Below are 25810 nucleotides of genomic sequence, written 5' to 3' on the forward strand. Positions count from 1 at the left end.
GCCGATCCGGTGCCGATCGCGCGCGGGCCCGCCGATGGACAGGTCGATGTCTGCTGACCACGACCTCCGTCGTCCCCGCGCCCTGGTGCGCTCGCTCGCCCTCACCGGCGCGCTGGCCGCCTCGGTCCTCGGCACCGTCGTCCTCCCGGGCGTCGCCGCAGCCGAGGCGGGCACCACGATCGCCGGCGAGCTCGTCCACGCCGTGGCCGAGGCCGAGCCCGGGACCGACGGGCACGCGGGCGAGGGCCACGACGAGGACGGCCGGATCAGCTGGGTCGTCACCGCCGACGGCGAGGTGCCGGTCGACGGTGCGGGTCTCTCCGACGTGCCCACGGGGTCGGAGGTCGAGCTCTCCGTCGGCCCGCTGGAGCAGGGAGAGGACGACGAGTCCGCCCACCCGGTGCTCGACAGCGATGTCATCTCCAAGGACACGACGCCCCCGCCGCCTGCACCCGCCCCGGTCGCCGGGCTCACCAACCAGGTCACGGTCGTGCAGGTGGCGCCCGCCGGCACCTCGCCCGACGGCACCCTCCTGAGCGACGTCGTCGCCACGGTGAACGGCCCGGTCGCCGGCTTCTGGGCCGAGCAGACCGCGGGCGCCGTCCGGCTCGGTGTCGCGGAGTCCCGGGACTGGCTCCGCACCACCGCCGACTGCTCCACCCCCGAGGCGCTGTGGAACGAGGTGGCGGCCGCCGTCGGCTTCCAGGCCGGCCCCGGCAAGCACCTCCTGGTGCGCCTCACCGGCGAGACCGCCGCCCGCCCGGGCTGCTCCTACGCGCTGGCGCAGGTCGGCGCCGGCACCACCTCGGGTGGCCGGCTCTACGTCCGCGAGAACCTGGCCTCGGTCATCGCCCACGAGCTGGGCCACAACTTCGGCCTCGGCCACTCCTCGGCGGCCCAGTGCGACGGCGCGGTGGAGGGCGCCTCCTGCCGCACCGCCGGCTACCGCGACTACTACGACGTCATGGGCGCCTCCTGGTCCCAGCTCGGCTCGCTCAACGCCCCCCAGGCCGCGGCGCTCGGGGTGCTGCCCGCCACCGCGCAGGCGAGCCTGTCGGTCGGCCAGGCGGAGTCCACGGTCACCCTCGCGCCGTTCGGCGGGAACACCGGAGTGCGCGCCCTGCGCCTCGTCGACCGCGAGGGCGCGGTCTACTGGCTCGAGCACCGCGCGGCGACCGGCCGGGACGGCTGGCTCGGCACCCGCGAGAACGTCTACGGACTCGACGCCGGCGTGCTGCTGCGCCGCGGCGGCGCCTTCCCGGACACCTCGCTGCTGCTCGACGGCACCCCGGGTCCCGCGGCCCGGTGGGACGCCGACCTCCAGTCCGCGATCCCCGCCGGCCGCGCCGTGTCCCTCTCCGGCGGCGACTTCACCGTGACCGTGCAGAGCGTCGGCGCCGCGGGCGCCGTCCTGCGGGTCGTCCCCGCGGCCGACGGCACCGGGCGCGCCGCCGCCCGCCCGGCCGGCTCGGGGCAGGGCGCCACCATCCCCGCGGAGGTCGCCGCGCCGGTCGAGGAGACCACGGCCGGCGAGCCGGCGTTCTGGGTGCCCTCGGTCGAGGTCCCGGCCGCGCGCGCCCAGGTGGCGCTGGACCCGGTGGCCGACGGCTCCAGCTCGCTCGGCGGGCTCCTCCTGCCGTTCGCCGTGGCCGTCGTCACCGGCGGGCTCCTGCTGCTGCTGCAGTGCCTGCGCCGCGGCCGGCGTCGCCGTCCGCTGTACCGCTGAGACCGGCTTGAGACGGCGCGACGCCGTGCCGATGAGGTAACCGAGTCCCCGGCCCAGGAGTGTTCGTGTTCGCTGTCCGTCCCCTGCGCGTCCCGCGTCCGCTGCCGGTCGCCGTCACGGCGCTCCTCCTCGTCCCCCTGGTGGTGGCGGGGCCCGGCAGCGTCGCGGCCGAGGAGCTGCCCACCACGGGTGACACCGTGGTCGGCGAGCTGGTGCAGGCCTTCGTCGACGAGCCGCACCCCCCGGCGGACGGCGCGGACGGGCACTCCGACGACACCGCCGTGATCAGCTGGGTCCGCACCGAGGTGGGCGAGACCGTGCGCGTCTCCACCGAGGGCGTGGAGTCGGTCGACCCCGGATCGACCGTCGAGGTGACCCTCGGCGAGGAGGCGGCGGACGAGGCGGCGGACGAGGCCACCGCGGCCGAGCTCGAACCGGCGCTGGAGGTCGCGGCGGTCGAGGTGCTGGCCGATCCCGAGGAGCCGGAGACGGCGCCCGCCACGGCGGTCGACCACCCGGTCACCGTCGTCATGCTGCAGCCGTCCGGGGTGGCGCGGGACTCCACGACGCCGGCGCAGGTGGAGACGATGGTCAACACGACGGTCGCCGACTTCTGGGAGCAGCAGACCCGCGGGGCCGTGCGCTTCGGGGTGGTGAAGACCGTCGACTGGGGCGCCGCGGCCACCGTGGGCTGCGACCAGCCCTTCGCGCTGTGGGACGAGGCCGCCCGGCGGGCGGGATGGACCTGGACCGACAAGGCGCACCTGCTCGTCTACGTGCCGGCCAACGCCGCCGGCTGCTCCGCCGGCCTCGGGACCATCGGATCGCTGACCGACGGCGGACTGGCCTACATCCGGTCGACCGCCCCCTCTGTCACCGCGCACGAGTTCGGGCACAACCTGGGCCTCGGGCACGCCTCGGAGCAGCAGTGCGACCGCACCGTCGAGTCCGGCTCCTGCCGGGTGACCGCCTATGCCGACCTGTACGACGTGATGGGCCTGTCCTGGGAGCAGATGGGCACGCTGAACCTGCCGCACGCCGCGAAGCTGGGGCTGCTGCGCCCGCAGGACGTGCTGACGGTGCCGGGCGACCAGCCGACCAGCGTGTCCGCCACCCTTGCGCCGGTCTCGGTCGCCGATCCCGTCGTCGGGGTCCGGGCGGTCGAGCTGGTCGACGTCGACGGCACCCGCTACTGGCTGGAGTACCGGCAGGCCAGCGGCCAGGACGCCTGGCTGGGCGACACCCGGAACCGCTTCGGGCTCCAGCAGGGGGTCACCCTCCGCCGCTCCGACCCCGGACCGGACAGCTCCCTGCTCCTGGACGGCACCCCGTCGGCGAGCGGCAGCTGGAGCACGGACCGGTCGATGGCGTTGCCGGCCGGCACGCCCGTGCGGTTCTCCGGTGACCGGTTCTCCGTGACCGTGCAGGGCGCGACGGCGTCGAGCGCGACGGTCAGCGTCACCGTGTCCTCGCCCATCGCCGACTACCACGCCGCCACAGGTGGCGACTCGGGGCCGCTCGGGCCGCTGGTCACGGCGGAGTCGTGCACCTCGGGCCGGTGCTCGGCCACGTACCAGAACGGCGTCGTCACCTGGTCGCGGGCCACCGGCGCGCGATCGGTCCGAGCTCCGGAGCGGGCGTCGTGGGAGTCGGCCCGCGACCTGCTGGGGCTCCCCGTGGCCGACCGCGTCTGCGGGCTGCGGGACTCCGGCTGCTTCCAGCACTTCCAGGGCGGCTCCCTGTACACGTCCGCGTCCACCGGGACGCGGCTCGTCGGCTTGGGCATCCGTGCCCGCTGGGGTCAGCTGGGCTGGGAGAGCGGCCGGCTCGGGTACCCCGTCCGCGACCAGACCTGCGGCCTGCCCCAGACCGGCTGCTTCGTGCACTTCCAGGGCGGCTCGATCTACAGCTCGGCCACCGGCGGCGTGCACGAGGTCCTCGGCGGCATCCGGGACCGGTGGGCGGCGTCGGGGTGGGAGCGGGGCGCGCTGGGCTACCCGATCTCGGCCAACGTCTGCGGCCTCCGGGACTCCGGCTGCTTCCAGCACTTCCAGGGCGGGTCGGTCTACGCGTCGGCCTCCACCGGGACCCGGCTGATCGGCGTGGGGATCCGCGGCCGCTGGGGTCAGCTGGGCTGGGAGAACGGCGGACTGGGGTATCCCGTCGGCGACCAGACCTGCGGCCTGCCCGACTCCGGCTGCTTCGTGCACTTCCAGGGCGGTTCGGTCTACAGCTCGGCCGCCGCCGGCGCGTACGAGGTCCTCCGCCCCATCCGGGACCGGTGGGCGGCGTCGGGGTGGGAGCGGGGCCCGCTGGGCTACCCGATCGCGGGCAACGTCTGCGGCCTCCGGGACTCCGGCTGCTTCCAGCACTTCCAGCAGGGATCGGTGTACACGTCGGCCTCCACCGGCGCCCGCCTGGTCGACGCCGCGTCGCGCGCGGTGTGGGGGTCGCTCGGCTGGGAGAACGGGCCGCTGGGCTACCCGGTCACCGACCAGGCGTGCGGCCTGCCCGGCGGAGGCTGCTACCTGCACTTCCAGGGTGGCTCGGTCTACACCTCGCCCGCGCACGGCAGCCACGCCGTCTCGGGCCGGATCCGGGACGCCTGGGCGGCGTCGGGCTGGGAGCGGGGTTCCCTGGGATATCCCGTCGAGGGAGCACGATCGGTGCCCGGCGGCCAGGAGCAGCGCTTCCAGGGCGGTCTGCTGACGCTGGACCAGCGGACCGGGCAGGTCCGCCGCAGCTGAGACGGGAAGGGCCCGCCACCGGTTCCCCGGGGCGGGCCCTTCCTCTGTCGTGCGGGTGCTACTCGGCCGCGTCGGCGATGGTGCAGATGACCGCGCCGCTGGTGACGGCCGCACCGACCTCGGCCGCCAGGCCGGAGATCGTGCCCGCCTTGTGCGCGGTGATGGGCTGCTCCATCTTCATCGCCTCGAGGACGACGATGAGGTCACCCGCCGCGACGGTGGCGCCGTCCTCGACCGCGACCTTGACAATCGTGCCCTGCATCGGCGAGGTGAGGGAGTCGCCGGACGCCCCGGAGCCGCCGCTGCCACCTCCGCGCTTGCGGGGCTTCGCGACGGCGCCGGCCGCCGCGCCACCGCCGCCGGCGGCCAGGCCGGCCGGCAGGGAGACCTCGAGCCGGCGGCCGCCGACCTCGACGACCACGGTCTGCCGCGGCGCGTCCTCGTCCTGCTCGGACGGGGCGGCGTCGTAGGGCTGGACCTGGTTGTCCCACTCGGTCTCGATCCACCGGGTGTGCACCGTGAACGGCTCGGTGGTGAACGCCTCGTCCCGGACGACGGCGCGGTGGAACGGGATCACCGTGGGCATGCCCTCGACGATCAGCTCGTCCAGCGCGCGGCGGGCCCGCTGCAGGGCCTCCTCGCGGGTGGCGCCGGTGACGATCAGCTTGGCCAGCATGGAGTCGAACGCGCCGGCCACCTCGCCACCGGTCTCCACGCCGGAGTCCCACCGCACGCCGGGGCCCTGCGGGATCTCCAGCCGGGTGACCGGGCCGGGAGCGGGCATGAAGTTGCGGCCGGCGTCCTCGGCGTTGATCCGGAACTCGATGCTGTGCCCGCGCGGGGTCGGGTCCTCGGTGATCTCCAGCGGCAGGCCGTCGGCGATGCGGAACTGCTGGCGGACCAGGTCCAGGCCGCTGGTCTCCTCCGAGACCGGGTGCTCCACCTGCAGGCGGGTGTTGACCTCGAGGAAGGAGATCGAGCCGTCGGCGCCGACGAGGTACTCCACGGTGCCGGCGCCGTAGTAACCGGCCTCGGCGCAGATCGCCTTGGCCGAGGAGTGGATCCGCTCGCGCTGCTCGTCGGTGAGGAACGGCGCCGGGGCCTCCTCGACCAGCTTCTGGTTGCGCCGCTGCAGCGAGCAGTCGCGGGTGCCGACCACGACGACGTTGCCGTGCTGGTCGGCCAGCACCTGGGCCTCGACGTGCCGCGGCTTGTCGAGGAACTTCTCCACGAAGCACTCGCCGCGGCCGAAGGCGGACACCGCCTCGCGCACCGCCGAGTCGAACTGCTCGGGGATCTCCTTCTCGTCCCGGACCACCTTGAGCCCGCGCCCGCCGCCACCGAACGCCGCCTTGATGGCGATCGGCATCCCGTGCTCCTTCGCGAACGCGACGACCTCGTCGGCGTCCTTCACCGGGTCCTTGGTTCCCGGCACGAGCGGGGCGCCGACCTTGGTGGCGATGTGCCGGGCCTGCACCTTGTCGCCGAGGGCGACGATCGCCTCGGGGGAGGGGCCGATCCAGGTGATCCCGGCGTCGATGACGGCCTGGGCGAAGTCGGCGTTCTCCGAGAGGAACCCGTACCCGGGGTGGATCGCGTCGGCGCCGGCCTGCTTGGCGGCGTCGATGATCTTCTCGATCACCAGGTAGGAGTCGCCGGGGGTGGTGCCGCCGAGCGCGAAGGCCTCGTCGGCGACGCGCACGTGCAGCGCGTCGCGGTCGGGCTCGGCGTAGACCGCGACGCTGGTGAGACCCGCGTCCTTGCACGCGCGGGCCACCCGGACCGCGATCTCACCGCGGTTGGCGATCAGGACCTTCTGCACCAGCGCTCTCCTTCTCAGTCGACCGCACGGAGAGTAGCCAGGAGCGGTGGGGACGGCACGACAGGGTCGCCCGCTCGGATGGGTCCCGGTGGACCGGCCGTCAGCCGCCGCAGTCGATCTCGAGTTCCGCGGAGCCTGCCCGCTGGTCGTCCTGGGCGAGGTCCGCAGCGAGGGACAGGTGGCCGTTCGACACCTCGTAGCGGCCGGTGCCGAGCTGCGAGGTGGCGGTCACCCCGGCGTCGTCCAGCTCGATCCGGGCACCGTCCGGACCGACGACCAAGGTGATCCGGGCGGTGTCGGCGGAGCCCTCGATGCGGGTCGCGTCGCCGTCGTGGGAGCACTCGCCGGTGAACGGCGCCCGCAGCTCCCCGAGACCCGAGAAGGCGAGCACCGCCGTCCCGGTGGCCGGCCCGGCGGGCAGCGCCTCCAGGGCCTCGGCCTCCGCGGGTCCGGCGAGCTGCACGGGCGCCGGGCTGCCGGCAGCCGACGGGTCCGTCCCACGGCGGCCCGCCTCGTCGTCGGAACCACCCGTGCAGCCGGCCGTCGCCAGCAGGACGACGGCCACCGCGGTGAGGGCGCGCAGCGGTCTCACGGCTGCTGGTCCCCCCGGCTGCTCGTCGGCGAGGCAGAGGTGGTCGGCGCGCTGCTCGTAGGCACCGCGGGCGTCGTCGTGGGTGCGGCAGGGGTGGTCGTCGGAGCAGCAGGCGTCGTCGTCCGGGCGGCGGAGGTGGTCGGCGTCGGGTCCGCGGGCGGGTCGGGCTCGGTCGGGGGCTCGGTCTCGAGCGGACCGGTGACGACCGGCGATCCGTCGGACGGGAGCGTCAGCATGCCGCCCTCGAAGTCCTGGCGCGTCCCCTCGGGAACGGCGTACGTGCCGCTGGTGGGGTAGCCGAGCGGGCCGTTCTCCCAGCGCTGGGCGCCGTAGGCGGTCAGGATGCGGCCGCTCACGGTGTGCGCGCCGGTCGCGGGGGAGGCGTAGACGTAGCCGCCCTGGAAGCGGTTGAGCGAGCCGTCGTCCCGCAGGGCGATCGTGCTGCTGGTGGGGTAGCCCAGGGGGCCGTTCTCCCAGCGCTGGGCGCCGTAGGCGGCCAGGATCGGTTGGCGCACCGAGTGCGCGCCGGTCGCGGGGCTGGCGTAGACGTAGCCGCCCTGGAAGCGGTTGAGCGAGCCGTCGTCCCGCAGGACGATGGTGCTGCTGGTGGGGTAGCCCAGGGGGCCGTTCTCCCAGCGCTGGGCGCCGTAGGCGGCCAGGATCGGTTCGCGCACCGAGTGCGCGCCGGTCGCGGGGGAGGCGTAGACGTAGCCGCCCTGGAAGCGGTTGAGCGATCCGTTGTCCCGCAGGGCGATCGTGCTGCTGGTGGGGTAGCCCAGGGGGCCGTTCTCCCAGCGCTGGGCGCCGTAGGCGGCCAGGATCGGTTCGCGCACCGAGTGGGCACCGGTGGCCGGGGACCAGTAGATGAAACCGCCCTGGAAGCGGCTCAGGGCTCCTCCGGGCAAGACGATCTCGTCGCTCGTCGGATACCCGAGCGGGCCGAGCTCCCAGCGCTGCGCGGCGTAGGCGTCGAGGATCGCCCCCCACACGGAACGCGCACCGGTGGCCGGCGACCAGTAGATGAAGCCGCCCTGGAAGCGGCTCAGCGCTCCACCGGCCAGTCCGATCTCGTCGCTGGTCGGGTAGCCGAGACGCCCGGAGGCGCCGCCCATCCCGTACCAGTGCTCACCGATGGCCCCCTGGACGCGCGGGATCAGGCCCTCGGGGAACATCGCCCGCACGGCGCCGCTGATCGACTCCTCGATGTGCGCGCCGCCGCGCGAGGAGGGCTCCCGGCTCAGCACGACCAGGATGTAGCGGTTGACGTGGCCGACGAAGCCGGAGGAGTGCCGGAAGATGTCGCCGTTGACGCAGCACATCCACCCCTGCTTCTGGGCGATCGCCCCCTCCCGGGGCAGCCCGTCGTGCAGGCCGAAGAACTGCCGCCCACCGTCGCCGTACATCGTGGACTGGCGCATCTGGTCGACGATCCAGTCGCGGGAGCCGGCGGACAGGCCTCCGGAGCCGTCCATCAGCCGACGGTAGAAGACGACCATGTCGTGCGCGGTGATGAGCGTGTTGCCCCAGTAGCGCGGGTTCGACGTCAGGCCCGTCTGGGTCAGCCCGTAGCGGTTGATGACGTCCTGCACGATGCCGTTGGCCCCGTAGGTGCTCCAGAACCGGTTGGCCGGCGCGTTGGCGGAGTCGCGCAGCATCGCCGCCATGTCGTTCATGTCGGTCGCGGAGAGGCGGATCTGCCCGCGGTCGCGCCGGTTCAGCAGGTGCTCGGCGATGAAGACCTTCATCACGGAGGCGGACTCGATCCGCGTGGTCGCGGCCGCACCGTTGTTGCGGTACTCGCCGGTGCGCTGGTCGAGCATCGCGATCGCGACGGTGGTGCCGCGGCTACCGGCGAAGTTGCTCCCGGCCCAGACGCGGTCCTGCCAGGAGTCGGCCCGCGCGACTCCGCCGGGCAGCAGCAGGGAGACCCCCACCGCCGCGACGACGAGCACACGCATCCAGCGCTTGGTCATCCCACACCCCCGTGACGAGACCTGCACCCTCTCACAGAGAACGGCCGGTTCCGGGACTTGTGGGACCTCAGCGACGCCAGAGATCGGTGATCGTCAGACCACGCTTGCCGAGCTGGGTGCGGAGCACGGTCAGGGAGAGCCCGACGACGGCCGCCGGGTCGCCCTCGACGCGGCGGACGAACGGTGCGCCCAGTCCGTCGAGGGTGAAGGCCCCGGCCACGGCCAGCGGCTCGCCGGTGGCGAGGTAGGCCTCCACCTCCGGCGGGGTGGGGTCGGCGAAGTAGACGACGGTGGAGGCCACCGCGATGTCGCGGCTGACCACCGATCCGTCCCGCACGTCGAACAGCGCCTGGCCGGTGTGCAGCACGCCCGACCGGCCGGCCATCCGGCGCCAGCGGTCCCGGGCCTCGGCGGCGTCGGCCGGCTTGCCCTGGGGCTTGCCGGCGAACTCCAGCAGCGAGTCCGCGCCGATCACGAGCGCGTCGGTCTCCCGCTTGGCGACGTCGGCCGCCTTGGCCGCCGCGAGCAGCGCGACCTGCTCGGCGACGCGGGGAGCGGTGTAGCCGGACTCGTCGACGCCGCTGACGACGACCTCGGGGGAGAGGCCGGCCTGCCGCAGCAGGGACAGGCGGGCGGGGGAGGCCGAGGCCAGCACCAGCCGGCGGTCCTCGGTCACGCGAACCTCCCGGCCGAGCGCCAGCCGCCGGGACCGGCCTGGACCGCACGGCGGTGGCCGTCGGCGTAGGACGCCCACGCGCCGACCGGCGTCGGACGCTTCCGCGACCGGCGCTGCGACAGCGCCGCGACCACGACGGTGAGCGCCGCGAGCTCCTCCGCGGACGGCTCGCCCCGGACCACCCGGAGCAGGGGCCGGACCGCGTCCTGCTCGCTCACAGCGGGATGTTCCCGTGCTTCTTCGGCGGCAGGGTCTGGCGCTTGTTGGCGAGGACGCGGAGCGCCTTGGTCACCTGCACGCGGGTGTGCGACGGCGGGATGACCGCGTCGACGTACCCGCGGTCGGCGGCGATGTAGGGGTTGGCGAGGGTGTCCTCGTACTCGGCGATGAGCTCCGCGCGACGGGACTCGGGGTCCTCGGCGGCGGCGAGCTCCTTGCGGTAGAGGATCCCGACCGCGCCCTGGGCGCCGACGACGGCGATCTGCGCTGTCGGCCAGGCCAGGTTCACGTCGGCGCCGAGGTGCTTGGAGCCCATGACGTCGTAGGCGCCGCCGTAGGCCTTGCGGGTGATGACGGTGACCTTCGGGACGGTCGCCTCGGCGTAGGCGTAGATCAGCTTGGCGCCGCGCCGGATGATGCCCTCCCACTCCTGCGAGGTGCCCGGCAGGAAGCCCGGGACGTCGACGAAGGTGAGCACCGGGATGTTGAAGGCGTCGCAGGTGCGCACGAAGCGGGCGGCCTTCTCGCTGGCGTCGATGTCCAGCGTGCCGGCGAACTGGGTCGGCTGGTTGGCCACGACGCCGACCGGCCGGCCCTCGACCCGGCCGAAGCCGATCAGCAGGTTCGGGGCGAACAGCGGCTGCACCTCGAGGAACTCGCCGTCGTCGAGCACGTGCTCGATGACGGTGTGCATGTCGTAGGGGGTGTTCGCCGAGTCCGGGATGAAGGTGTCGAGCTCGAGGTCCTCGTCGGTGAGCGCCTCCGGCAGCACCGTGTCCACCGGGGCCACCTCGACGGCGGGCAGCGGGTCGAGGTTGTTGCTCGGCAGGTAGGAGAGCAGCGCCTTGACGTAGTCGAGGGCGTCGTTCTCGTCCTCGGCCAGGTAGTGCGCGACACCGGACTTGGTGTTGTGCGTGCGGGCGCCGCCGAGCTCCTCGAGCGTGACCTCCTCGCCGGTCACGGTCCTCACCACGTCGGGCCCGGTGATGAACATCTGGCTGGTCTTGTCGACCATGACGATGAAGTCGGTCAGCGCGGGGGAGTAGACGTGCCCACCGGCGGCCGGGCCCATGATCAGCGAGATCTGCGGGATGACACCGGAGGCGTGCACGTTGCGCTGGAAGATCTCGCCGTAGAGGCCGAGGGAGACCACGCCCTCCTGGATCCGGGCGCCACCGCCCTCGTTGATGCCGACGACCGGGCAGCCGTTCTTGATCGCGAAGTCCTGGACCTTGACGATCTTCTCGCCGTAGACCTCACCGAGCGCGCCGCCGAAGACGCTCACGTCCTGGCTGAAGATGGCCACCGGGCGGCCGTCGACCGTGCCGTAGCCGGTGACGACGCCGTCGCCGAACGGGCGCTTGTCGGCCATGCCGAAGTTGGTCGACCGGTGCCGGGCGAACTCGTCGAACTCGGTGAACGAGCCGGGGTCCAGCAGCGCCTCGATCCGCTCGCGGGCGGTCATCTTCCCCGCGGCGTGCTGCTTCTCCACCGCGCGCTCGGAGCCCGCGTGCTGGGCCTCCTGCACGCGGCGTTCGAAGTCGGCGAGCTTCCCGGCGGTCGTGTGGATGTCGACGTCGTCGGGGACGGTCTCCCCGGCGCTCTCCAGTTCGGCGGCACTCACGCGTCCTCGTTCTCCTCGCTGGCGCTGGTCGGCCGCCGGGGCGGCGCTCCTGTGCTCGGGCGTGACCTCGCAAGCCAGGTCACGGGTTCCGTAGCGTAGGGGAGCACTCCGGTGGTCTTCCTGGTGGAGTCCGTTCGGTCCGTCGAACGGGTGCCTCCCCGCAGGTCGCCTCCCCACCCCGACCGGGTGGGGAGGCGGTGCTCCCGCCCGGGGAGGCGTGCACGATCTCCGCGCGGGGAACCCGACCGCCGATCTCTCCCGCCGACCGCGGCCGGGAGTTCTGCCAGAGAGGCCTGACGATGTCCGACCCACGGTCGCCGGCGCAGCCGGCGGAGCTCGTCGAGCCCGGGCCCCGCGTGCCCCCGGCCGGCCCGCCACCGCTGCCCCCGCTGCCACCGCAGCCCGGGGGCCTCAAGGGGTCGCTGCCCTGGGGGCTGGTGCGCGCCGTCCGCCCCCACCAGTGGGTCAAGAACGTCCTGGTGTTCGCCGCGCCGCTGGCGGCGGGGCGGGTCCTCGACGCCGACGTCCTCGTCCCGACGCTGGTCGCCTTCGTGCTCTTCTGCCTGGTCTCCGGTGCGGTCTACCTGGTCAACGACGCCATCGACGTGGAGGAGGACCGCCGGCACCCGCGCAAGCGGCTGCGGCCCATCGCCTCCGGTCTGGTGCCGCGGGGGCTCGCCGTCGCGCTCGCGGTCGTGCTCGCCGCCACGGCCCTCACCCTCGCGGCCGTCCTCACCCGGCCGGAGCTGGTGTGGGTGCTGTCGATCTACGTCGTGCTCCAGCTGGCCTACTGCGTCTGGCTGAAGAACCAGCCCGTCCTCGACCTCGCGGTGGTCGCGTCGGGCTTCCTGCTCCGCGCGGTGGCCGGCGGTGTCGCGGCGGGCCTGGCGCCGTCCCAGTGGTTCCTCCTGGTGGCGTCCTTCGGCTCGCTGTTCATGGTCGCCGGCAAGCGGTACTCGGAACTGGTGCTCCTCGGGGACGCCGCCCAGACGCGGAAGACGCTGCAGGAGTACTCGGCGAGCTACCTGCGGTTCGTCTGGGGTCTCTCGGCGGGCGTGGCCTGCACGGCCTACAGCCTGTGGGCCTTCGAGATGCACGAGCTCCGCGGCGGGGTGCCGTGGGCGACGCTGTCGATCGCGCCGTTCGTGCTCGGGATCCTGCGGTACGCCGTGGACATCGACAAGGGCACCGCGGGAGCCCCCGAGGAGATCGTGCTGCACGACCGCGTGCTGCTCGTGCTGGGACTGGTGTGGGTCGTGACGGTGGGGGCCGGGGTGTTCGGTGGCTGACGCGCAGCGGGAGAGGGAGGTGTCGCTGACCGGATGGGGACGGACGGCTCCCACGCCGGCGACGCTGGTTCCCGTCCGGGACCCCGCCGATGCCGCTGCGGCGCTCGCGGCACGCACACCGCGCGGGCTGCTCGCCCGAGGGCTGGCGCGCAGCTACAACGACGCCGCGCAGAACGCCGGCGGGCAGGTGCTGGACATGACGACCGCCGACCGCGTGCTCGACGTCGACCTCCCTGCCGCGGAGATCGAGGTCGAGGCGGGGATCTCCCTGGACCGGCTCATGAACCTCTTCGTGCCGATGGGCTGGTTCGTGCCGGTCACCCCGGGCACCCGGTACGTCACCGTCGGGGGCGCGATCGCCGCGGACATCCACGGCAAGAACCACCACGTCGCCGGCACCTTCTCCCAGCACGTCGCGTGGCTGGACCTGCTCACCGCCGACGGCGAGGTGCGCCGCATCGGGCCGGACCAGGACCCCGACCTGTTCTGGGCGACCGCCGGCGGCATGGGCCTGACCGGTGTCATCCTGCGCGCCCGCGTCCGGATGAAGCCCATCGAGTCCTCGCGGATCGTCGTCGACACCGACCGCACGCCCGACCTCGACTCGCTCATGACGCTGCTGACCGAGACCGACCACCTCTACGACTACTCGGTCGCGTGGATCGACTGCGTCGCCCGGGGCGCACGCATGGGCCGGTCGGTGCTCACGCGGGGGCGGTTCGCCCGTCGCGAGGAGCTGACGCCGAAGCAGCAGGCCGACCCGTTGCGCTACTCCGGCCAGGTCAGGCTGTCGGCCCCCGGCGTCTTCCCACCCGGCCTGCTCAACCCCGCGACCGTCGCCGCCTTCAACGAGGTCTGGTACCGGAAGTCGCCGCGCCGGAAGCGGGACCAGCTGCAGACGATCGGCGCCTTCTTCCACCCGCTCGACGGCGTGGGGGACTGGAACCGCGTCTACGGGCCGCGCGGGTTCGTGCAGTACCAGTTCGTCGTCCCCTTCGGCCAGGAGGACGCGATGCGCCGCGCCATGGAGCGGATCAGCCGCTCCGGGCACGCCTCGTTCCTCGCCGTCCTCAAGCGGTTCGGCGAGGGCAACCCGGGCATGCTCTCCTTCCCCGTGCCCGGCTGGACCCTGGCGCTGGACATCCCGGTGGTCGGCGGGCTGGCCGCGCTGCTCGACGAGCTCGACGAGCTGGTCGTCGCGGCGGGCGGCCGGGTCTACCTCGCCAAGGACCCCCGGGTGCGGCCCGACCTGTTCGAGCAGATGTACCCCCGACTCGAGTCGTTCCGGGACGTGCGCAGGCGCGTCGACCCCGAGGGCGTCTTCACCTCTGACCTGGCCAGGAGGCTCACCCTGTGATCGACGCCCTCGGTTCCGTCGGCTCGCTGCTGCTCGTCGGCGGCACCTCCGACATCGCCGTCGCCACGGCGCGCCGCTATCTCGACGAGCGCCCGCTGCGCGTCGTCGTCGCCGCCCGCGACACCCCGCGGCGCTCCGCCGTCGCCGAGGAGCTCCGGAAGGCCGGCGGCCGCGTCGAGGTGCTCGACTTCGACGCCGACGACCCGGGCTCGCCGGCCCGGATGGTCGCCGGGGCGGCTGCCAGCGGTGACATCGACGTCGCGGTGGTGGCCTTCGGCCAGCTCGGCGACGCCGACCAGCTGCGCACCGACGCCGCGGCCGCCGCGCACCTGGCGCAGGTGAACTACGTCGCCGCCGTCTCGGTCGGCACGGAGCTCGCCGGCCGGATGCGCACGCAGGGGCACGGCGTCATCGTGGCGCTGTCCTCGGTCGCCGGGGAGCGGGTCCGCAGGTCGAACTACGTCTACGGCTCCACCAAGGCCGGCATGGACGGGTTCTACTCCGGGCTCGGCGACTCGCTGGTCGGCACCGGGGTGTCGGTCCTCGTGGTCCGCCCCGGCTTCGTGCGCTCGAAGATGACCGAGGGCATGCCCGACGCACCGCTGTCGACGACCCCGGAGGCCGTGGCGGAGGCGATCGTCGCCGGCGTGCGCAGCGGGCGGCACACGGTCTGGGTCCCGGGAGCCATGCGCTGGGTCATGAGCGGCCTGCGGCACACGCCGCGGGCGATCTTCCGGCGCCTGCCCTTCTGAGCCCGCTGGCTACGGTTCTCCCGTGAGCGACTCCTCCTCGCGCTGGTCGGACCTCGAGCGCCCGGCGCTCGACGCCGCCGCGCTGCAGTCCGCCCTGACGCGGGACAGCACCCTGTGGCGCTCGGTCGAGGTGGTGCAGGAGATCGGCTCGACCAACGCCGCGCTCGCCGCCGCCGCGGCCGACGGCGCCCCGGAGGGCACCGTCCTGGTTGCCGAGCACCAGGTGACCGGGCGCGGCCGGCTGGACCGGACGTGGACGTCGCCACCGCGGGCCGGCGTCACCGTCTCCTTCCTGCTGCGCCCCGACGTGCCGGCGGCCAGGCGCGGGTGGCTGCCGCTGCTGACCGGCGTCGCCCTGGCCGAGTCCGTCCGCGACGTCACCGGGGTGCTCGCCTCGGTCAAGTGGCCCAACGACCTGCTGGCCCGCGACGGCCGCAAGCTCGCCGGGATCCTCGCGGAGGCGCACGACCGGGCCGTCGTCGTCGGCGTCGGCCTCAACGTGTCGACGACGTCCGCTGAGCTCCCGGCCACCGCGACGTCCCTGTCGGCGATCACCGGCGCGACCGTCGACCGCGGGCCGGTGCTGCTGGGCTTCCTGCGGGCGGTCGAGCGGCGGTACCGGGGCTGGGTGGAGGCGCTGGGCGACCCGGTGGTCTCCGGGCTCGCCCGCGACTACCTCGCGTGGTCCTCGACCGTGGGCAGCGAGGTCGAGGTGACCTTGCCCGACGGGTCCGCGCTGGTCGGGGCCGCGCGGGCGGTCGACTGGGACGGCCGGCTGGTCGTCGACACGCCGGGCGGCACCGTTGAGCTGGCCAGCGGCGACGTCCGACACGTCCGGACACGCCCCGCGGAGGCATGACGACGGGCGGCGCCTCCGTCATCCTGGCGACGTGGCCTACCCCGACAAGCTGCTCGCCGACGACGAAGAGGTCGTCCGCCACCTGCACCCGCACTGGCTGACCCTCGTCCGGCCGGTGCTGGTCCTGCTGCTCGTCATCGGGGGCGCGTCGTTCGGCGCCGCGCTGATCCCGCCCGGTCCCCAGCAGGGGATGGCCCGGCTGGGCATCGTCGTGCTGAGCCTGCTGCTCCTGCTGGTGCTCGTCGTCGTCCCGGTGCTGCGGTGGCGGACCACCCACTACGTGGTCACCACCCACCGGCTGCTGTTCCGCGAGGGCATCCTGGCCAGGCGCGGCCGCGACCTCGGCCTGTCCCGCATCACCGATGTCTCCTACACCCAGACGCTGTGGGAGCGGGTCGTGCGGTCGGGGACGCTGACGATCGAGACGGCCGGCGACAGCGGGGCCACGGTGCTGCGGAAGATCCCCGACAGCGACGGCGTCCAGCAGCTGATCGCGTTCATGATCGAGGAGGACGCCGACCGCCGGGCGGAGGTCGCCGGCTACGGAGGGGGCGATCGCGGCTACCCCGAGGACGGCTACGGCTACCCGCCCGAGGACGGCTGGCGGTCGACCGCGGTCCTCTGACGCGGGCACCGGATGTGACGGGTCCGTCACGGCGCGCCTGAGCGTTTCTGTCGTACCCCCTCCTTACCTTCGCGCCCATGCGGCTGCTGCACACCTCCGACTGGCACATCGGCCGGACGCTGCACGGCACCGACCTGCTCGCCGAGCAGGAGGCGGTGCTCGGTGGCCTGGTCGCGGTGGTGAACGCCCAGGAGGTCGACGTCGTCGTGGTGGCGGGTGACGTCTACGACCGCGCCGTCCCCTCGGCCGATGCCACGGCGGTGCTCGACCGCGTCATCGGGCGGCTGCTGGCCACCGGCGCGCGCGTGGTGCTCACCCCCGGCAACCACGACTCGGCCCGTCGCCTGGGCACCTTCTCCGGGCTGCTGAGCGCCGCCGGCCTGCACGTGCGGGCGGCCACCCCGCGGCTGGACGAGCCGGTCCTGCTGGCCGACGAGCACGGTGAGGTGGCGGTCTACGGCATCCCCTACCTCGAGCCGGAGGTGGCCCGGCACGAGCTCGGGATCCCCGGTGCCCGCGGGCACGAGGCGGTGCTGCGCGAGGCGATGGACCGGGTGCGCGCCGACCTGTTCCTCCGGCCGGGTGCGCGCTCCGTCGTGCTGGCCCACGCGTTCGTCGGCGGCGGGGTGGCCAGCGAGAGCGAGCGGGACATCTGCGTCGGCGGGGTCGACCTGGTCCCGGCGTCGGTCTTCGACGGCGTCGACTACGTGGCGCTCGGGCACCTGCACCGGCCCCAGACGCTCAGCCCCCGCATGCGCTACAGCGGCTCGCCGCTGGCCTACTCCTTCGGCGAGGCGGGGCAGCAGAAGCAGGCGTGGCTGGTCGAGCTGGACGCCGACGGCCTGGCCGAGGTGCGCGCGGTGCCGCTGCCGACCCCGCGGTCGCTCAGCGTGCTCACCGGCACGCTCGAGGAGCTGCTCGCCGACCCGGCGCACGCCGGCGCCGAGCAGCACTTCGTCTCCGCGCGGCTCACCGACCCGGCCCGCCCCGCCGACCCGATGCGGCGGCTGCAGGCGCGTTTCCCGCACTGCGTCCACCTGGACTGGACCGGCGCGGGGGCGGCGGCCGAGAGCGGGAGCTACCAGGAGCGCATGCGCGGGCGCAGCGCGCTCGACGTCGCCGGCGAGTTCGTCAGCCACGTGCGGGGCGTTCCGGCCACCTCCGCCGAGCGGGAGCTGCTCGCGCGCGCCCTGGGCGCGGCCGACCGCGAGGAGGCCGCCCGATGAGGCTGCACCGGCTCTCGCTGACCGCCTTCGGCCCGTTCGCCGGCACGGTCGAGGTCGACCTCGACGAGGTGGGCCGGGACGGGCTGTTCCTGCTGTGGGGACCCACCGGGGCGGGCAAGACGACGTTGCTCGACGCCGTCGTCTTCGCCCTCTACGGCAGGGTGCCCGGCGCGCGCGGCGAGGAGAAGCGGCTGCGCAGCGACCACGCCGACCCGGCCACCCGCACCGAGGTCGAGTGCGAGCTCACCCTGGGCGCCGAGCGGCTGCGGGTGGTGCGCCGGCCCGAGCAGCAGCGGCCCAAGAAGCGCGGCGAGGGCTGGGCGACCGAGCAGGCGAAGCTGGTGGTCTCGCGGCTCACCGACGGCGGCTGGGAGCCGGTGAGCACCCGCATCGACGAGGGATCGGAGCACCTGCGCACCCGGCTCGGGCTCGACGTGCACCAGTTCTGCCAGGTGGTCCTGCTCCCGCAGGGGGACTTCGCGCGCTTCCTGCGGGCCGAACCCGAGCACCGCGCCGAGCTGCTGCGCACCCTCTTCGACGTCGACCGGTTCGCCCGTGCGGAGGAGTGGCTGGCCGACGAGCGAACCGCGGCCCGCGAGCGGACCGCCGGCCACCGGGCGCAGCTCGCCACCCTGCTGGCGCGGGTGGCGCAGATCGCCGACGTCGACGTGCCCGAGGACCTGGCCCCCGAGCTCGTCGGCGCGGCCGCGGGCGGGCGGGTGCTGCCCTGGGTCGACCAGGTCGCGGCCACGGCCGGACGTCGGCTGACCGAGGCCGTGGGCCGGGCCGACGACGCCGCCGCCGAGGCGGCTGCCACCGACGCGGAGCTTGCCGCTGCGCGCGCCCTGCAGGAGCGGCACACCCGCCGGGACCAGGCGGCCTCGGAGCTGGCGGCCCTCGAGCAGCGGGAGCCCGCGCTGGCGCCCCTGCGCGCCGAGCGGGACGCCGGCCGCCGGGCCGAGCCGCTCCGGGACGTGCTCATCGCCGCCGGAACGGCCGCTCTCGCCGCCGAACGGGCCGCCGCGGCGCTGTCCGGCACGCGCGCGGTCTGGACGCCGGTCTCCGAGGGGCAGGACGCGAGCGCCGCCGTCGCCCGGGAGCTCCGCGACCGGGTCGCCGAGTCCCGTGCGCTGCTGCCGGAAGCCGACCGGGTGGTGGCCCTCGGGCGGTCGATCGCGGCCCTGGACCGCGCGGCCGACGACCTGGCCCAGCGGTGCGGATCGGCGGAGCAGGCCCTGGCCGCGCTGCCGGCCCGCGTCGCCGCCCAGGAGGACCGGGTCGCCGAGGCGCGGTCCGCCGCCGCGGAGCTGCCGGGGGCGCAGGCGGCGCTGGACGCCGCCTCGGCCGCCCTGACCGCGCGCCGGGCGGCCGAGCGGCTCGAGGAACGGCTGGCCGCCCTCCGCGAGGACGTGCGCGGCGCCCGCGACGCGCGGTCGGACGCCCGCGAGCGCTGGCTGGACCTGCGCGGCCGGCGGCTCGACGGCATGGCGGCCGAGCTGGCCGCAGGACTCACCGACGGCGCCGACTGCCCGGTCTGCGGTGCCACCGAGCACCCGCGGCCGGCCACCGCTGCGGGTGACCGCGTCACCGCCGCCGACGAGGACGACGCCCGGGCGCTCGCCGACGAGGCGGAGGCCGCGCTCACCACGGCGGCCGGCCGGCTGGAGGAGGTCGAGCGCGAGCTGGCCGCCCTGCGCGCGCGGGCCGGCGAGCTGCCGGTGGCCGAGCAGGCCGCGCGCGTCGCCGAGCTGACCGCGAGCCTCCGGGTGACGTCGGAGCTGGCGGCCGGCCTGGACGCGGCGGAGGGTCTGCTCCGTCGGCTGGTCGCCGAGCGCGAGGGCGCCGCCGCGCAGCTGGCCGCCGACCGCGAGCAGCTGGGAGCACGACGGGCCGAGCGCGAGGCGCTGGCCGCCGGGCTCGCCGACCTGCGCGACCGCCTGGAGACCGCCCGGGGCACCGATCGCGACCTCGCGGCCCGGGTGGCGAGGCTGTCGGCCGCGGCGCTCGCCTGCGAGGCGGTGACCGCCGCGGAGGCCGAGGAGCTGCGCGCCCGCGTGCAGGCCGATGCCTCGCGCCGCACGGCGGAGGAGCGCGCGGCGGCCGCCGGCTTCGCCGACGTGCTCGCCGCGTCGGGAGCCCTGCTGGAGCCGGGGCGGCTGGCCCGCCTCGACCGGCAGCTCGACGAGCACGACCAGCGGCTGGCCGTGCTGCGGGCGGTCCTGGCCGACCCGGAGCTCGCCGAGCTGGGTCCCCGGCCCGATCTCGCCGGGCTCGAGGAGCGGTGCGCCGGCGTCACCCGGAGTCGCGAGGAGGCGGTGGCCCAGCTGGAGCAGGCGCGTCGCTGCACCCGCTCGCTGACCGACGTCGTCGGACGGATCACCACGGTCGAGCTCGAGCTGGCGCAGCTCCGCGACTGGGCCGATCAGGTCACTGCCCTCGCCGACCTCGCCCACGGCCGCGGGGCGAACACCCGCAAGATGCGGCTGCAGTCCTTCGTCCTCGCCGCCCGGCTCGAGCAGGTGGCCGAGGTGGCCAGCCGACGGCTGCTGGACATGTCCGGTGGCCGCTACACCTTCCTCCACAGCGACGCCCAGGGGCGGCACGGCGCCCGGGGCGGCCTGGGGCTCGACGTCTTCGACGAGTACACCGGTGCCCGGCGGCCGACCAAGACGCTCTCCGGCGGCGAGAGCTTCATGGCCTCCCTGGCCCTCGCCCTCGGGCTCGCCGACGTCGTCACCGCCGAGACCGGCGGGGTGCGCATCGACACGCTCTTCGTCGACGAGGGGTTCGGCACGCTCGACGCGCAGGCGCTCGACGCCGTGATGACCGTGCTCGACGAGCTGCGCCGGGGTGGCCGGACAGTCGGCGTGATCAGCCACCTGGAGGAGCTGCGCACCCGGATCCCCACGCGCCTGGAGGTGATCGCCGGCCGCAACGGCTCCCGGCTCGCGAGCTGACCTGCACCGGAGCGCCCTCCACGGGGTCCGGTCCACGCCGGTCGACCGGCGCCGAGGAGGTCCCCGGACGGTCGTCGTCGGAGGGCTGCCAGGTCCGCCCGGTAGCTTCGGACCCGGCCGCCGGAGCGGTCCTGTCGTCACGCGCCCGGGGTGCGTGCGCGGCATCGGCGTGCATGGAGGAGTGGGGAAGCGATGTCGCTCGGTGATCGACGCGCCACGGTCGACCGTCACCGGGTCGGCATGCCACCCGCGGCTGACGTCTGCCGAACGGCCCTCGGCCGTGCCGCCGCTCCGCCGCCGTCGTCGGTCGGCGTGCGCTCCTCCCGCTCGTGAGGGTCACGGCCGACGCGACGGCACTGGTCGCCGAGTTCCCGCCGGACGAGGACGTCCCGGCGGTGCTCGACGTCCTCATGGAGGGCCGGCGGACCGTCTCCTTCCCTGCCACCGCCGCGACCACGACCGTCGCCGCGGCGGGTGGACGGCGGATCACCTTCGCCTGGCCCACGCCCCTCGCCCAGGCGCTGTCGGGTCGGGCCACCCTCCTGGTCAGGGACGCCGCGGACAAGCGCCCGCTGGGCACCGCGGAGGTCGCGTTCGGCTCGTCGGACGACCCGCTCGACCTGCGGGACGCCGCGGGGAGGTGGCTGTCGGTCAACAAGTGGGGCCGGCTGGCGCCGAGCTTCGACGGGCTCGACCCGGCCGCCGCCGTGGCGCTGCAGGACCGGCTGCTCGACCGGCTCGCCCAGCTTCAGGCCGAGCTCGAGAGCCTGGGGATCGAACCGTTCGTCTGCTACGGCACCCTGCTGGGCGCCGTGCGGGACGGGGACCTGATCCCGCACGACGACGACGCCGACCTCGCCTACCTGTCGCGGCACGAGAACCCCGCGGACGTGGTGTGGGAGAACCTGCGACTCAGCAGGGCCCTCACCGCCCGGGGGTACTCGGTCATCCGGCACAGCGGCGGGCACCTGCAGATCACCTTCACCGACCCCGACGCGGGGCAGGACCACTACATCGACATCTTCACCGCGTTCCGGGTCGAGGGTCTGACCTACCTGTGCTTCCAGGTGGGCGACGAGGCCCTGGACCTGCGGGAGCGGGAGCAGATCTCCCTCCGCGGGCGGTCGTACCCGGCGCCGGCGGACAGCGAGGCGCTCCTCGCGGCCACCTACGGCCCCGGCTGGCGGGTGCCCGACCCCTCCTTCACCTTCACCACGCCTCCGCGGGTGAGGGCTCGGCTCAGCACCTGGATCGGAGAATTCAACATGGCGCGTGACTACTGGCAGGACTTCTACCAGAGCCCCGGCGTCGACCGGGTCCCCGCGACGGAGTCCACCTTCGCCGGCTGGGTGGCCGAGCGGCTGCCGGACGGAGCCGGTGTGCTCGACGTCGGCACCGGGACCGCCCGCGACGCGCGCTTCTTCGCCCGTTCGGGACGGCGCGTCCTCGGGCTGGACTACTCCTCGGCCGCCATCGAGCGTGCCCAGGGCCTGGCGGGCGCCGAGGAGTGGTCCGCCGACTTCCGCGTCCTGAACCTCGGGGACCTGACCGCGATCGGGAACCTGGTGGCCGATCTCGACTGGTCGGCCGGCTGGCACCTCTACGCCCGCTTCCTCCTGCACGCCATCGACGACACCGCCCGGTCCAACCTGTGGACGCTGGCCGGCGCCGTCGCTCGCCGCGGAGGTGAGTGCTGGTTCGAGTTCCGGACCTCGGAGGACCAGGACGCCCCGCACGTCTTCGGGGAGCACTTCCGGCGCTACCTGTCGCCCGACCAGGTCGCCGAGGAGCTGGCCGAGCACGGGATGGAGGTCGTGGAGCGCCTGCACAGCCAGGACCTCGCCCCGTACAAGGACGAGAACCCGTGGGTGGCCCGGCTGCGCGTGCGGAGCTCGGCATGAACCCCCGCGACGTCCTCGGCCGGGCACTGCGCCGGGTCGCCCCCGGCACCCTCGCCCGGCTCGACGACGTCACCCGGCTGCGGCAGGAGGTGGACCGGCTGAACGCGACCGCCGCCGACCAGCAGTCGCGGAACCTCGAGCTCGACGACCGGGTGGCGGCCGCGGCCCGGGATATCGCCGCCGTCGACGAGACGCTCCAGGACGCCCGCCGGCGCGGCGGGCTGGCCGACGACGCGATCGCCCGGCTCGTCGAGCAGGTCGAGGGGCTGCACGGGCGGCTCGACGAGGTGGCCGCCGACCTGCAGGAGTCCCGGCGGCTGTCGTTGCGCGTCGCGCAGCTGGCGGATCTGGTGTTCGACCGGCTCGTCGCGGCGGACCCGGCACCGGACGGCGACGTCACCACCGCGCCGACGGACCGCTGAGCGGTCGGTCCCTCCCGTCCGCGGCGCCGCGGCAGGGGCCGGCTGCCGCACCGGCGTCGCCCCGCGCCCGGTACGCGGGCGAGCGGCCCCGCTAGCCTTCGGGACCGTGCCCTCCTCCTCCCTCGACCCGCGGACCGGGCTCCCCGTCGTCGCGATGGTGGGAGGCGGGCAGCTGGCCCGGATGACCTCCCAGGCAGCGGTCGCGCTCGGCCAGTCGCTGCGGGTGCTCTCCGCGGGCCCCGACGAGTCGGCCGCCCTGGTCGCGGCCGACGTGCGGATCGGCGCCCACGACGACCTCGCCGCGCTGCGCGACCTGGCCGAGGGCGCCACCGTGGTCACCTTCGACCACGAGCACGTGCCCCAGGAGCACCTGCGCGCCCTGGTCGACGCCGGCACCCGTGTCGCCCCGGGGCCCGAGGCCCTGGTGCACGCGCAGGACAAGCTGGTGCTGCGCCGCGCGCTCGCCGACGCCGGCGAGCCGCAGCCGGCCTGGGCCGAGGTCGGCTCCGCCGAGGACGTGACCGCCTTCGCCGCGGCGCACGGCTGGCCGGTGGTGCTGAAGACGCCCCGCGGCGGCTACGACGGCAAGGGCGTCTTCGTCGTCCCCGACGCCGAGGCCGCCGCCGCGCTGGTCGAGCGGCACGGCACCCTGCTGGCCGAGGAGCGGGTCGCGATGGTCCGCGAGCTCTCGGCGCAGGTGGCCCGCTCGCCGTTCGGGCAGGTCGCGGTGTGGCCGGTGGTCGAGACCGTGCAGCGCGACGGCGTCTGCGCCGAGGTGTTCGCGCCGGCGCCCGGGCTGTCCGACGAGCTGGCCACCATGGCCCAGGAGCTCGCCGTCCGGATCGCCGACTCCCTCGGCGTCGTCGGGATGCTCGCGGTGGAGCTGTTCCAGACCGCGGACGGCGTCCTGGTCAACGAGCTGGCCATGCGCCCGCACAACTCCGGGCACTGGACGATCGAGGGTGCGCGCACCAGCCAGTTCGAGCAGCACCTGCGCGCCGTCCTCGACTACCCGCTGGGGTCCACGGCGATGACGGCCCCCGTCGTGGTGATGGCCAACGTGCTGGGCGGAGCCGCCGCGGCCGAGGACTGGGCCGGTGCCCCTCTCGACGAGCGGATCCACCACCTCATGGCGCACTGGCCGGACGTGAAGCTGCACTGGTACGGCAAGGGGCAGCGGCGCGGCCGCAAGCTCGGGCACGTCACGGCGCTGGGGGAGGACCTGGCGGAGGTGCGGGCCCGCGCCGTCGCGGCGGCCCGGTACCTCGCCGACGGCGTCGTCGATCCCGCATTCGCCTTCCCCGAGGAGCACTGACGTGGCAGAACCCCTGGTCGGCATCGTCATGGGCAGCGACTCCGACTGGCCGATGATGGAGCCCGCTGCCGACGCGCTCACCGAGTTCGGCGTCTCGTTCGAGGCGCACGTCGTCTCGGCCCACCGCACCCCGCGCCGGATGCTCGACTACGCCGAGTCCGCCGCGGGCCGGGGCCTGAAGGTGATCATCGCCGGCGCGGGCGGTGCGGCCCACCTCCCCGGCATGGTCGCGGCCGCGACGCCGCTCCCCGTCATCGGCGTGCCCCGGGCGCTGGACCGGCTCGACGGCCTGGACAGCCTGCTGTCGATCGTCCAGATGCCCGCCGGCGTCCCGGTGGCGACGGTGAGCATCGGCGGTGGGCGGAACGCCGGGCTGCTCGCCGTCCGGATCCTCGCTGTGGGGGATCCGCAGCTCCTCGCCGCGGTGACCCGCTTCCAGGCCGAGCTCGCCGAGCAGGTCGTGGCTCGCGACGTCACCCTGCAGGAGCGGCTCGCTACCGACGGGTAGTCGGACGTCCTACGATCGGGTGCGTGGGTAACGACGCTGCAGGGCTCTACGCCCTGACCGAGGAGCACGAGGCCATCCGCGAGGCCGTCCGCGACATCGCCGAGCGGGAGATCGCGCCGTACGCGGCCGAGGTCGACGCCGACTCGCGGTACCCGATCGAGGCGCAGAAGGCGCTGACGGCGGCCGGCTTCCACGCCACCCACATCCCCGAGCAGTACGGCGGCGAGGGCGCCGACGCGATCGCGACCTGCATCGTGATCGAGGAGGTCGCCCGGGTCGACGTCAGCGCCTCGCTGATCCCGGCGGTGAACAAGCTCGGCTCGATGCCGATCATCATCTCCGCCGACGAGGCCCTCAAGCAGAAGGTCCTCGGCCCCATCGCCTCCGGCGAGGCGATGATCAGCTACGGGCTCTCCGAGCGGGAGGCCGGTTCCGACGCCGCCGCGATGAAGACCCGCGCCCGCCTCGAGGGCGACAGCTGGGTTCTCGACGGGACGAAGGCCTGGATCACCAACTCCGGCGTCTCGGAGTGGTACACGGTCATGGCCGTGACCGACCCGGAGAAGGGTGCCAACGGCATCTCCGCCTTCGCCGTCCACCGTGACGACCCCGGCTTCGCCATCGGCCCCAAGGAGCGGAAGATGGGGATCAAGGGCTCGCCCACGTGCGAGCTCTACTTCACCGGCTGCACCATCCCGGCCGACCGGATCATCGGCGCCCCGGGGACCGGGTTCAAGACCGCGCTCCGCACGCTGGACTTCACCCGGCCGACCATCGGCGCGCAGGCCGTCGGCGTCGCCCAGGGTGCGCTGGACGCGTCGGTGGCCTACGTCAAGGAGCGCAGGCAGTTCGGCAAGAACATCGGTGAGTTCCAGGGCGTGCAGTTCATGCTCGCCGACATGGAGATGAAGATCCAGGCGGCCCGCCACCTCGTCTACGTCGCCGCGGCGGCGGGGGAGCAGGGCCGCCCCGACGTCACCCGGGTCTCGGCCTCGGCCAAGGCGTTCGCCTCCGACGTCGCCATGCAGGTCACCACCGACGCCGTGCAGCTCTTCGGCGGCGCCGGCTACACCCAGGACTTCCCGGTCGAGCGGATGATGCGCGACGCCAAGATCACCCAGATCTACGAGGGCACCAACCAGGTGCAGCGGATGGTGATCGCGCGCAGCCTGCTGCGCTGAGGGCGTCCGCTTCCCCTCGGCGTGGTTCGCTGCGAGCAT

At 74.5% G+C, this 25810-nt stretch carries 20 protein-coding genes; 14 read left to right on the forward strand and 6 right to left on the reverse strand.

From position 1 onward, the window contains the following. Positions 1–46 precede the first annotated feature (46 nt). Complete coding sequence (locus DQ244_RS10585; protein ID WP_147251500.1) at positions 47–1726, forward strand: reprolysin-like metallopeptidase; 1680 nt, start codon at positions 47–49, stop codon at positions 1724–1726. A gap of 65 nt (positions 1727–1791) precedes the next feature. Further along, positions 1792–4473: a reprolysin-like metallopeptidase gene (locus tag DQ244_RS10590; RefSeq protein ID WP_147251501.1), complete on the forward strand. Its 2682-nt coding sequence runs from the start codon at positions 1792–1794 to the stop codon at positions 4471–4473. A 58-nt stretch (positions 4474–4531) separates the two neighbouring features. On the opposite strand, the gene DQ244_RS10595 is transcribed toward DQ244_RS10590, so the two are convergent. From DQ244_RS10595 to DQ244_RS10620, 6 genes are all read right to left on the reverse strand, one after another. Further along, positions 4532–6295: an acetyl/propionyl/methylcrotonyl-CoA carboxylase subunit alpha gene (locus DQ244_RS10595; protein ID WP_199580341.1), complete on the reverse strand. Its 1764-nt coding sequence runs from the start codon at positions 6293–6295 to the stop codon at positions 4532–4534. 100 nt (positions 6296–6395) lie between these two features. Beyond that, positions 6396–6887 carry a hypothetical protein gene (locus DQ244_RS10600; protein WP_113811420.1) on the reverse strand — a complete coding sequence of 164 codons (492 nt, stop codon included), beginning with the start codon at positions 6885–6887 and terminating at the stop codon, positions 6396–6398. After that, complete coding sequence (locus tag DQ244_RS10605; protein WP_113811421.1) at positions 6884–8860, reverse strand: serine hydrolase; 1977 nt, start codon at positions 8858–8860, stop codon at positions 6884–6886. Before DQ244_RS10605 ends, DQ244_RS10600 begins: the two co-directional genes overlap by 4 nt. Before the next feature lie 67 nt (positions 8861–8927). Beyond that, positions 8928–9536 (reverse strand): nucleoside triphosphate pyrophosphatase, encoded by a 609-nt coding sequence (locus tag DQ244_RS10610; protein ID WP_113811422.1) that lies wholly within the window; start codon positions 9534–9536, stop codon positions 8928–8930. Next, on the reverse strand, positions 9533–9754 hold the full coding sequence (locus tag DQ244_RS10615; RefSeq protein ID WP_113811423.1) for an acyl-CoA carboxylase subunit epsilon: 222 nt from the start codon (positions 9752–9754) through the stop codon (positions 9533–9535). Before DQ244_RS10615 ends, DQ244_RS10610 begins: the two co-directional genes overlap by 4 nt. After that, positions 9751–11379, reverse strand: a complete 1629-nt coding sequence (locus DQ244_RS10620; RefSeq protein ID WP_113811424.1) for an acyl-CoA carboxylase subunit beta — start codon at positions 11377–11379, stop codon at positions 9751–9753. Before DQ244_RS10620 ends, DQ244_RS10615 begins: the two co-directional genes overlap by 4 nt. Before the next feature lie 299 nt (positions 11380–11678). Here DQ244_RS10620 and DQ244_RS10625 point away from each other — a divergent pair, with 299 nt between their 5' ends. The 12 genes from DQ244_RS10625 to DQ244_RS10680 all read left to right on the forward strand — a co-directional run bounded on the left by DQ244_RS10625 (position 11679) and on the right by DQ244_RS10680 (position 25771). Further along, entirely contained in the window at positions 11679–12668 is a 990-nt protein-coding gene (locus DQ244_RS10625; RefSeq protein ID WP_113811425.1) for a decaprenyl-phosphate phosphoribosyltransferase, read from the forward strand. A gap of 19 nt (positions 12669–12687) precedes the next feature. After that, positions 12688–14025: an FAD-binding oxidoreductase gene (locus DQ244_RS10630; RefSeq protein ID WP_233491313.1), complete on the forward strand. Its 1338-nt coding sequence runs from the start codon at positions 12688–12690 to the stop codon at positions 14023–14025. Then, the gene (locus DQ244_RS10635; RefSeq protein WP_113811427.1) at positions 14022–14777 is read left to right on the forward strand and encodes a decaprenylphospho-beta-D-erythro-pentofuranosid-2-ulose 2-reductase; all 756 of its coding nucleotides are present in this window, start codon (positions 14022–14024) and stop codon (positions 14775–14777) included. The genes DQ244_RS10630 and DQ244_RS10635 overlap by 4 nt, the downstream gene beginning before the upstream one ends. 22 nt (positions 14778–14799) lie before the next feature. Beyond that, the gene (locus DQ244_RS10640; protein WP_113811428.1) at positions 14800–15636 is read left to right on the forward strand and encodes a biotin--[acetyl-CoA-carboxylase] ligase; all 837 of its coding nucleotides are present in this window, start codon (positions 14800–14802) and stop codon (positions 15634–15636) included. Positions 15637–15667: 31 nt separating this feature from the next. Continuing rightward, positions 15668–16261 carry a PH domain-containing protein gene (locus DQ244_RS10645; protein ID WP_113811429.1) on the forward strand — a complete coding sequence of 198 codons (594 nt, stop codon included), beginning with the start codon at positions 15668–15670 and terminating at the stop codon, positions 16259–16261. Positions 16262–16338: 77 nt separating this feature from the next. Beyond that, the gene (locus DQ244_RS10650) at positions 16339–17487 is read left to right on the forward strand and encodes an exonuclease SbcCD subunit D (RefSeq protein WP_113811430.1); all 1149 of its coding nucleotides are present in this window, start codon (positions 16339–16341) and stop codon (positions 17485–17487) included. Continuing rightward, the gene (locus DQ244_RS10655; protein WP_113811431.1) at positions 17484–20444 is read left to right on the forward strand and encodes an AAA family ATPase; all 2961 of its coding nucleotides are present in this window, start codon (positions 17484–17486) and stop codon (positions 20442–20444) included. Before DQ244_RS10650 ends, DQ244_RS10655 begins: the two co-directional genes overlap by 4 nt. Before the next feature lie 329 nt (positions 20445–20773). Next, positions 20774–22345 (forward strand): class I SAM-dependent methyltransferase, encoded by a 1572-nt coding sequence (locus tag DQ244_RS10660; protein ID WP_113811432.1) that lies wholly within the window; start codon positions 20774–20776, stop codon positions 22343–22345. Then, complete coding sequence (locus DQ244_RS10665) at positions 22342–22767, forward strand: DUF6752 domain-containing protein (protein ID WP_147251502.1); 426 nt, start codon at positions 22342–22344, stop codon at positions 22765–22767. The genes DQ244_RS10660 and DQ244_RS10665 overlap by 4 nt, the downstream gene beginning before the upstream one ends. Positions 22768–22873: 106 nt before the next feature. Then, on the forward strand, positions 22874–24082 hold the full coding sequence (locus DQ244_RS10670; protein ID WP_113811434.1) for a 5-(carboxyamino)imidazole ribonucleotide synthase: 1209 nt from the start codon (positions 22874–22876) through the stop codon (positions 24080–24082). 28 nt (positions 24083–24110) lie between these two features. Beyond that, on the forward strand, positions 24111–24590 hold the full coding sequence (gene purE / locus DQ244_RS10675) for a 5-(carboxyamino)imidazole ribonucleotide mutase (RefSeq protein ID WP_113811584.1): 480 nt from the start codon (positions 24111–24113) through the stop codon (positions 24588–24590). A gap of 23 nt (positions 24591–24613) precedes the next feature. Continuing rightward, positions 24614–25771, forward strand: a complete 1158-nt coding sequence (locus DQ244_RS10680) for an acyl-CoA dehydrogenase family protein (RefSeq protein ID WP_113811435.1) — start codon at positions 24614–24616, stop codon at positions 25769–25771. Positions 25772–25810: the final 39 nt, after the last annotated feature.

It is taken from the genome of Blastococcus sp. TBT05-19 (genome assembly GCF_003319095.1).
GTDB lineage: Bacteria > Actinomycetota > Actinomycetes > Mycobacteriales > Geodermatophilaceae > Blastococcus.

Coding starts and splice junctions, on each gene's coding strand:
- DQ244_RS10585 (WP_147251500.1), top strand. CDS start 47: ATGTCTGCTGACCACGACCTCCGTCGTCCCCGCGCCCTGGTGCGCTCG.
- DQ244_RS10605 (WP_113811421.1), bottom strand. CDS start 8,860: ATGACCAAGCGCTGGATGCGTGTGCTCGTCGTCGCGGCGGTGGGGGTC.
- DQ244_RS10625 (WP_113811425.1), top strand. CDS start 11,679: ATGTCCGACCCACGGTCGCCGGCGCAGCCGGCGGAGCTCGTCGAGCCC.
- DQ244_RS10650 (WP_113811430.1), top strand. CDS start 16,339: ATGCGGCTGCTGCACACCTCCGACTGGCACATCGGCCGGACGCTGCAC.
- DQ244_RS10655 (WP_113811431.1), top strand. CDS start 17,484: ATGAGGCTGCACCGGCTCTCGCTGACCGCCTTCGGCCCGTTCGCCGGC.
- DQ244_RS10665 (WP_147251502.1), top strand. CDS start 22,342: ATGAACCCCCGCGACGTCCTCGGCCGGGCACTGCGCCGGGTCGCCCCC.
- purE (WP_113811584.1), top strand. CDS start 24,111: ATGGGCAGCGACTCCGACTGGCCGATGATGGAGCCCGCTGCCGACGCG.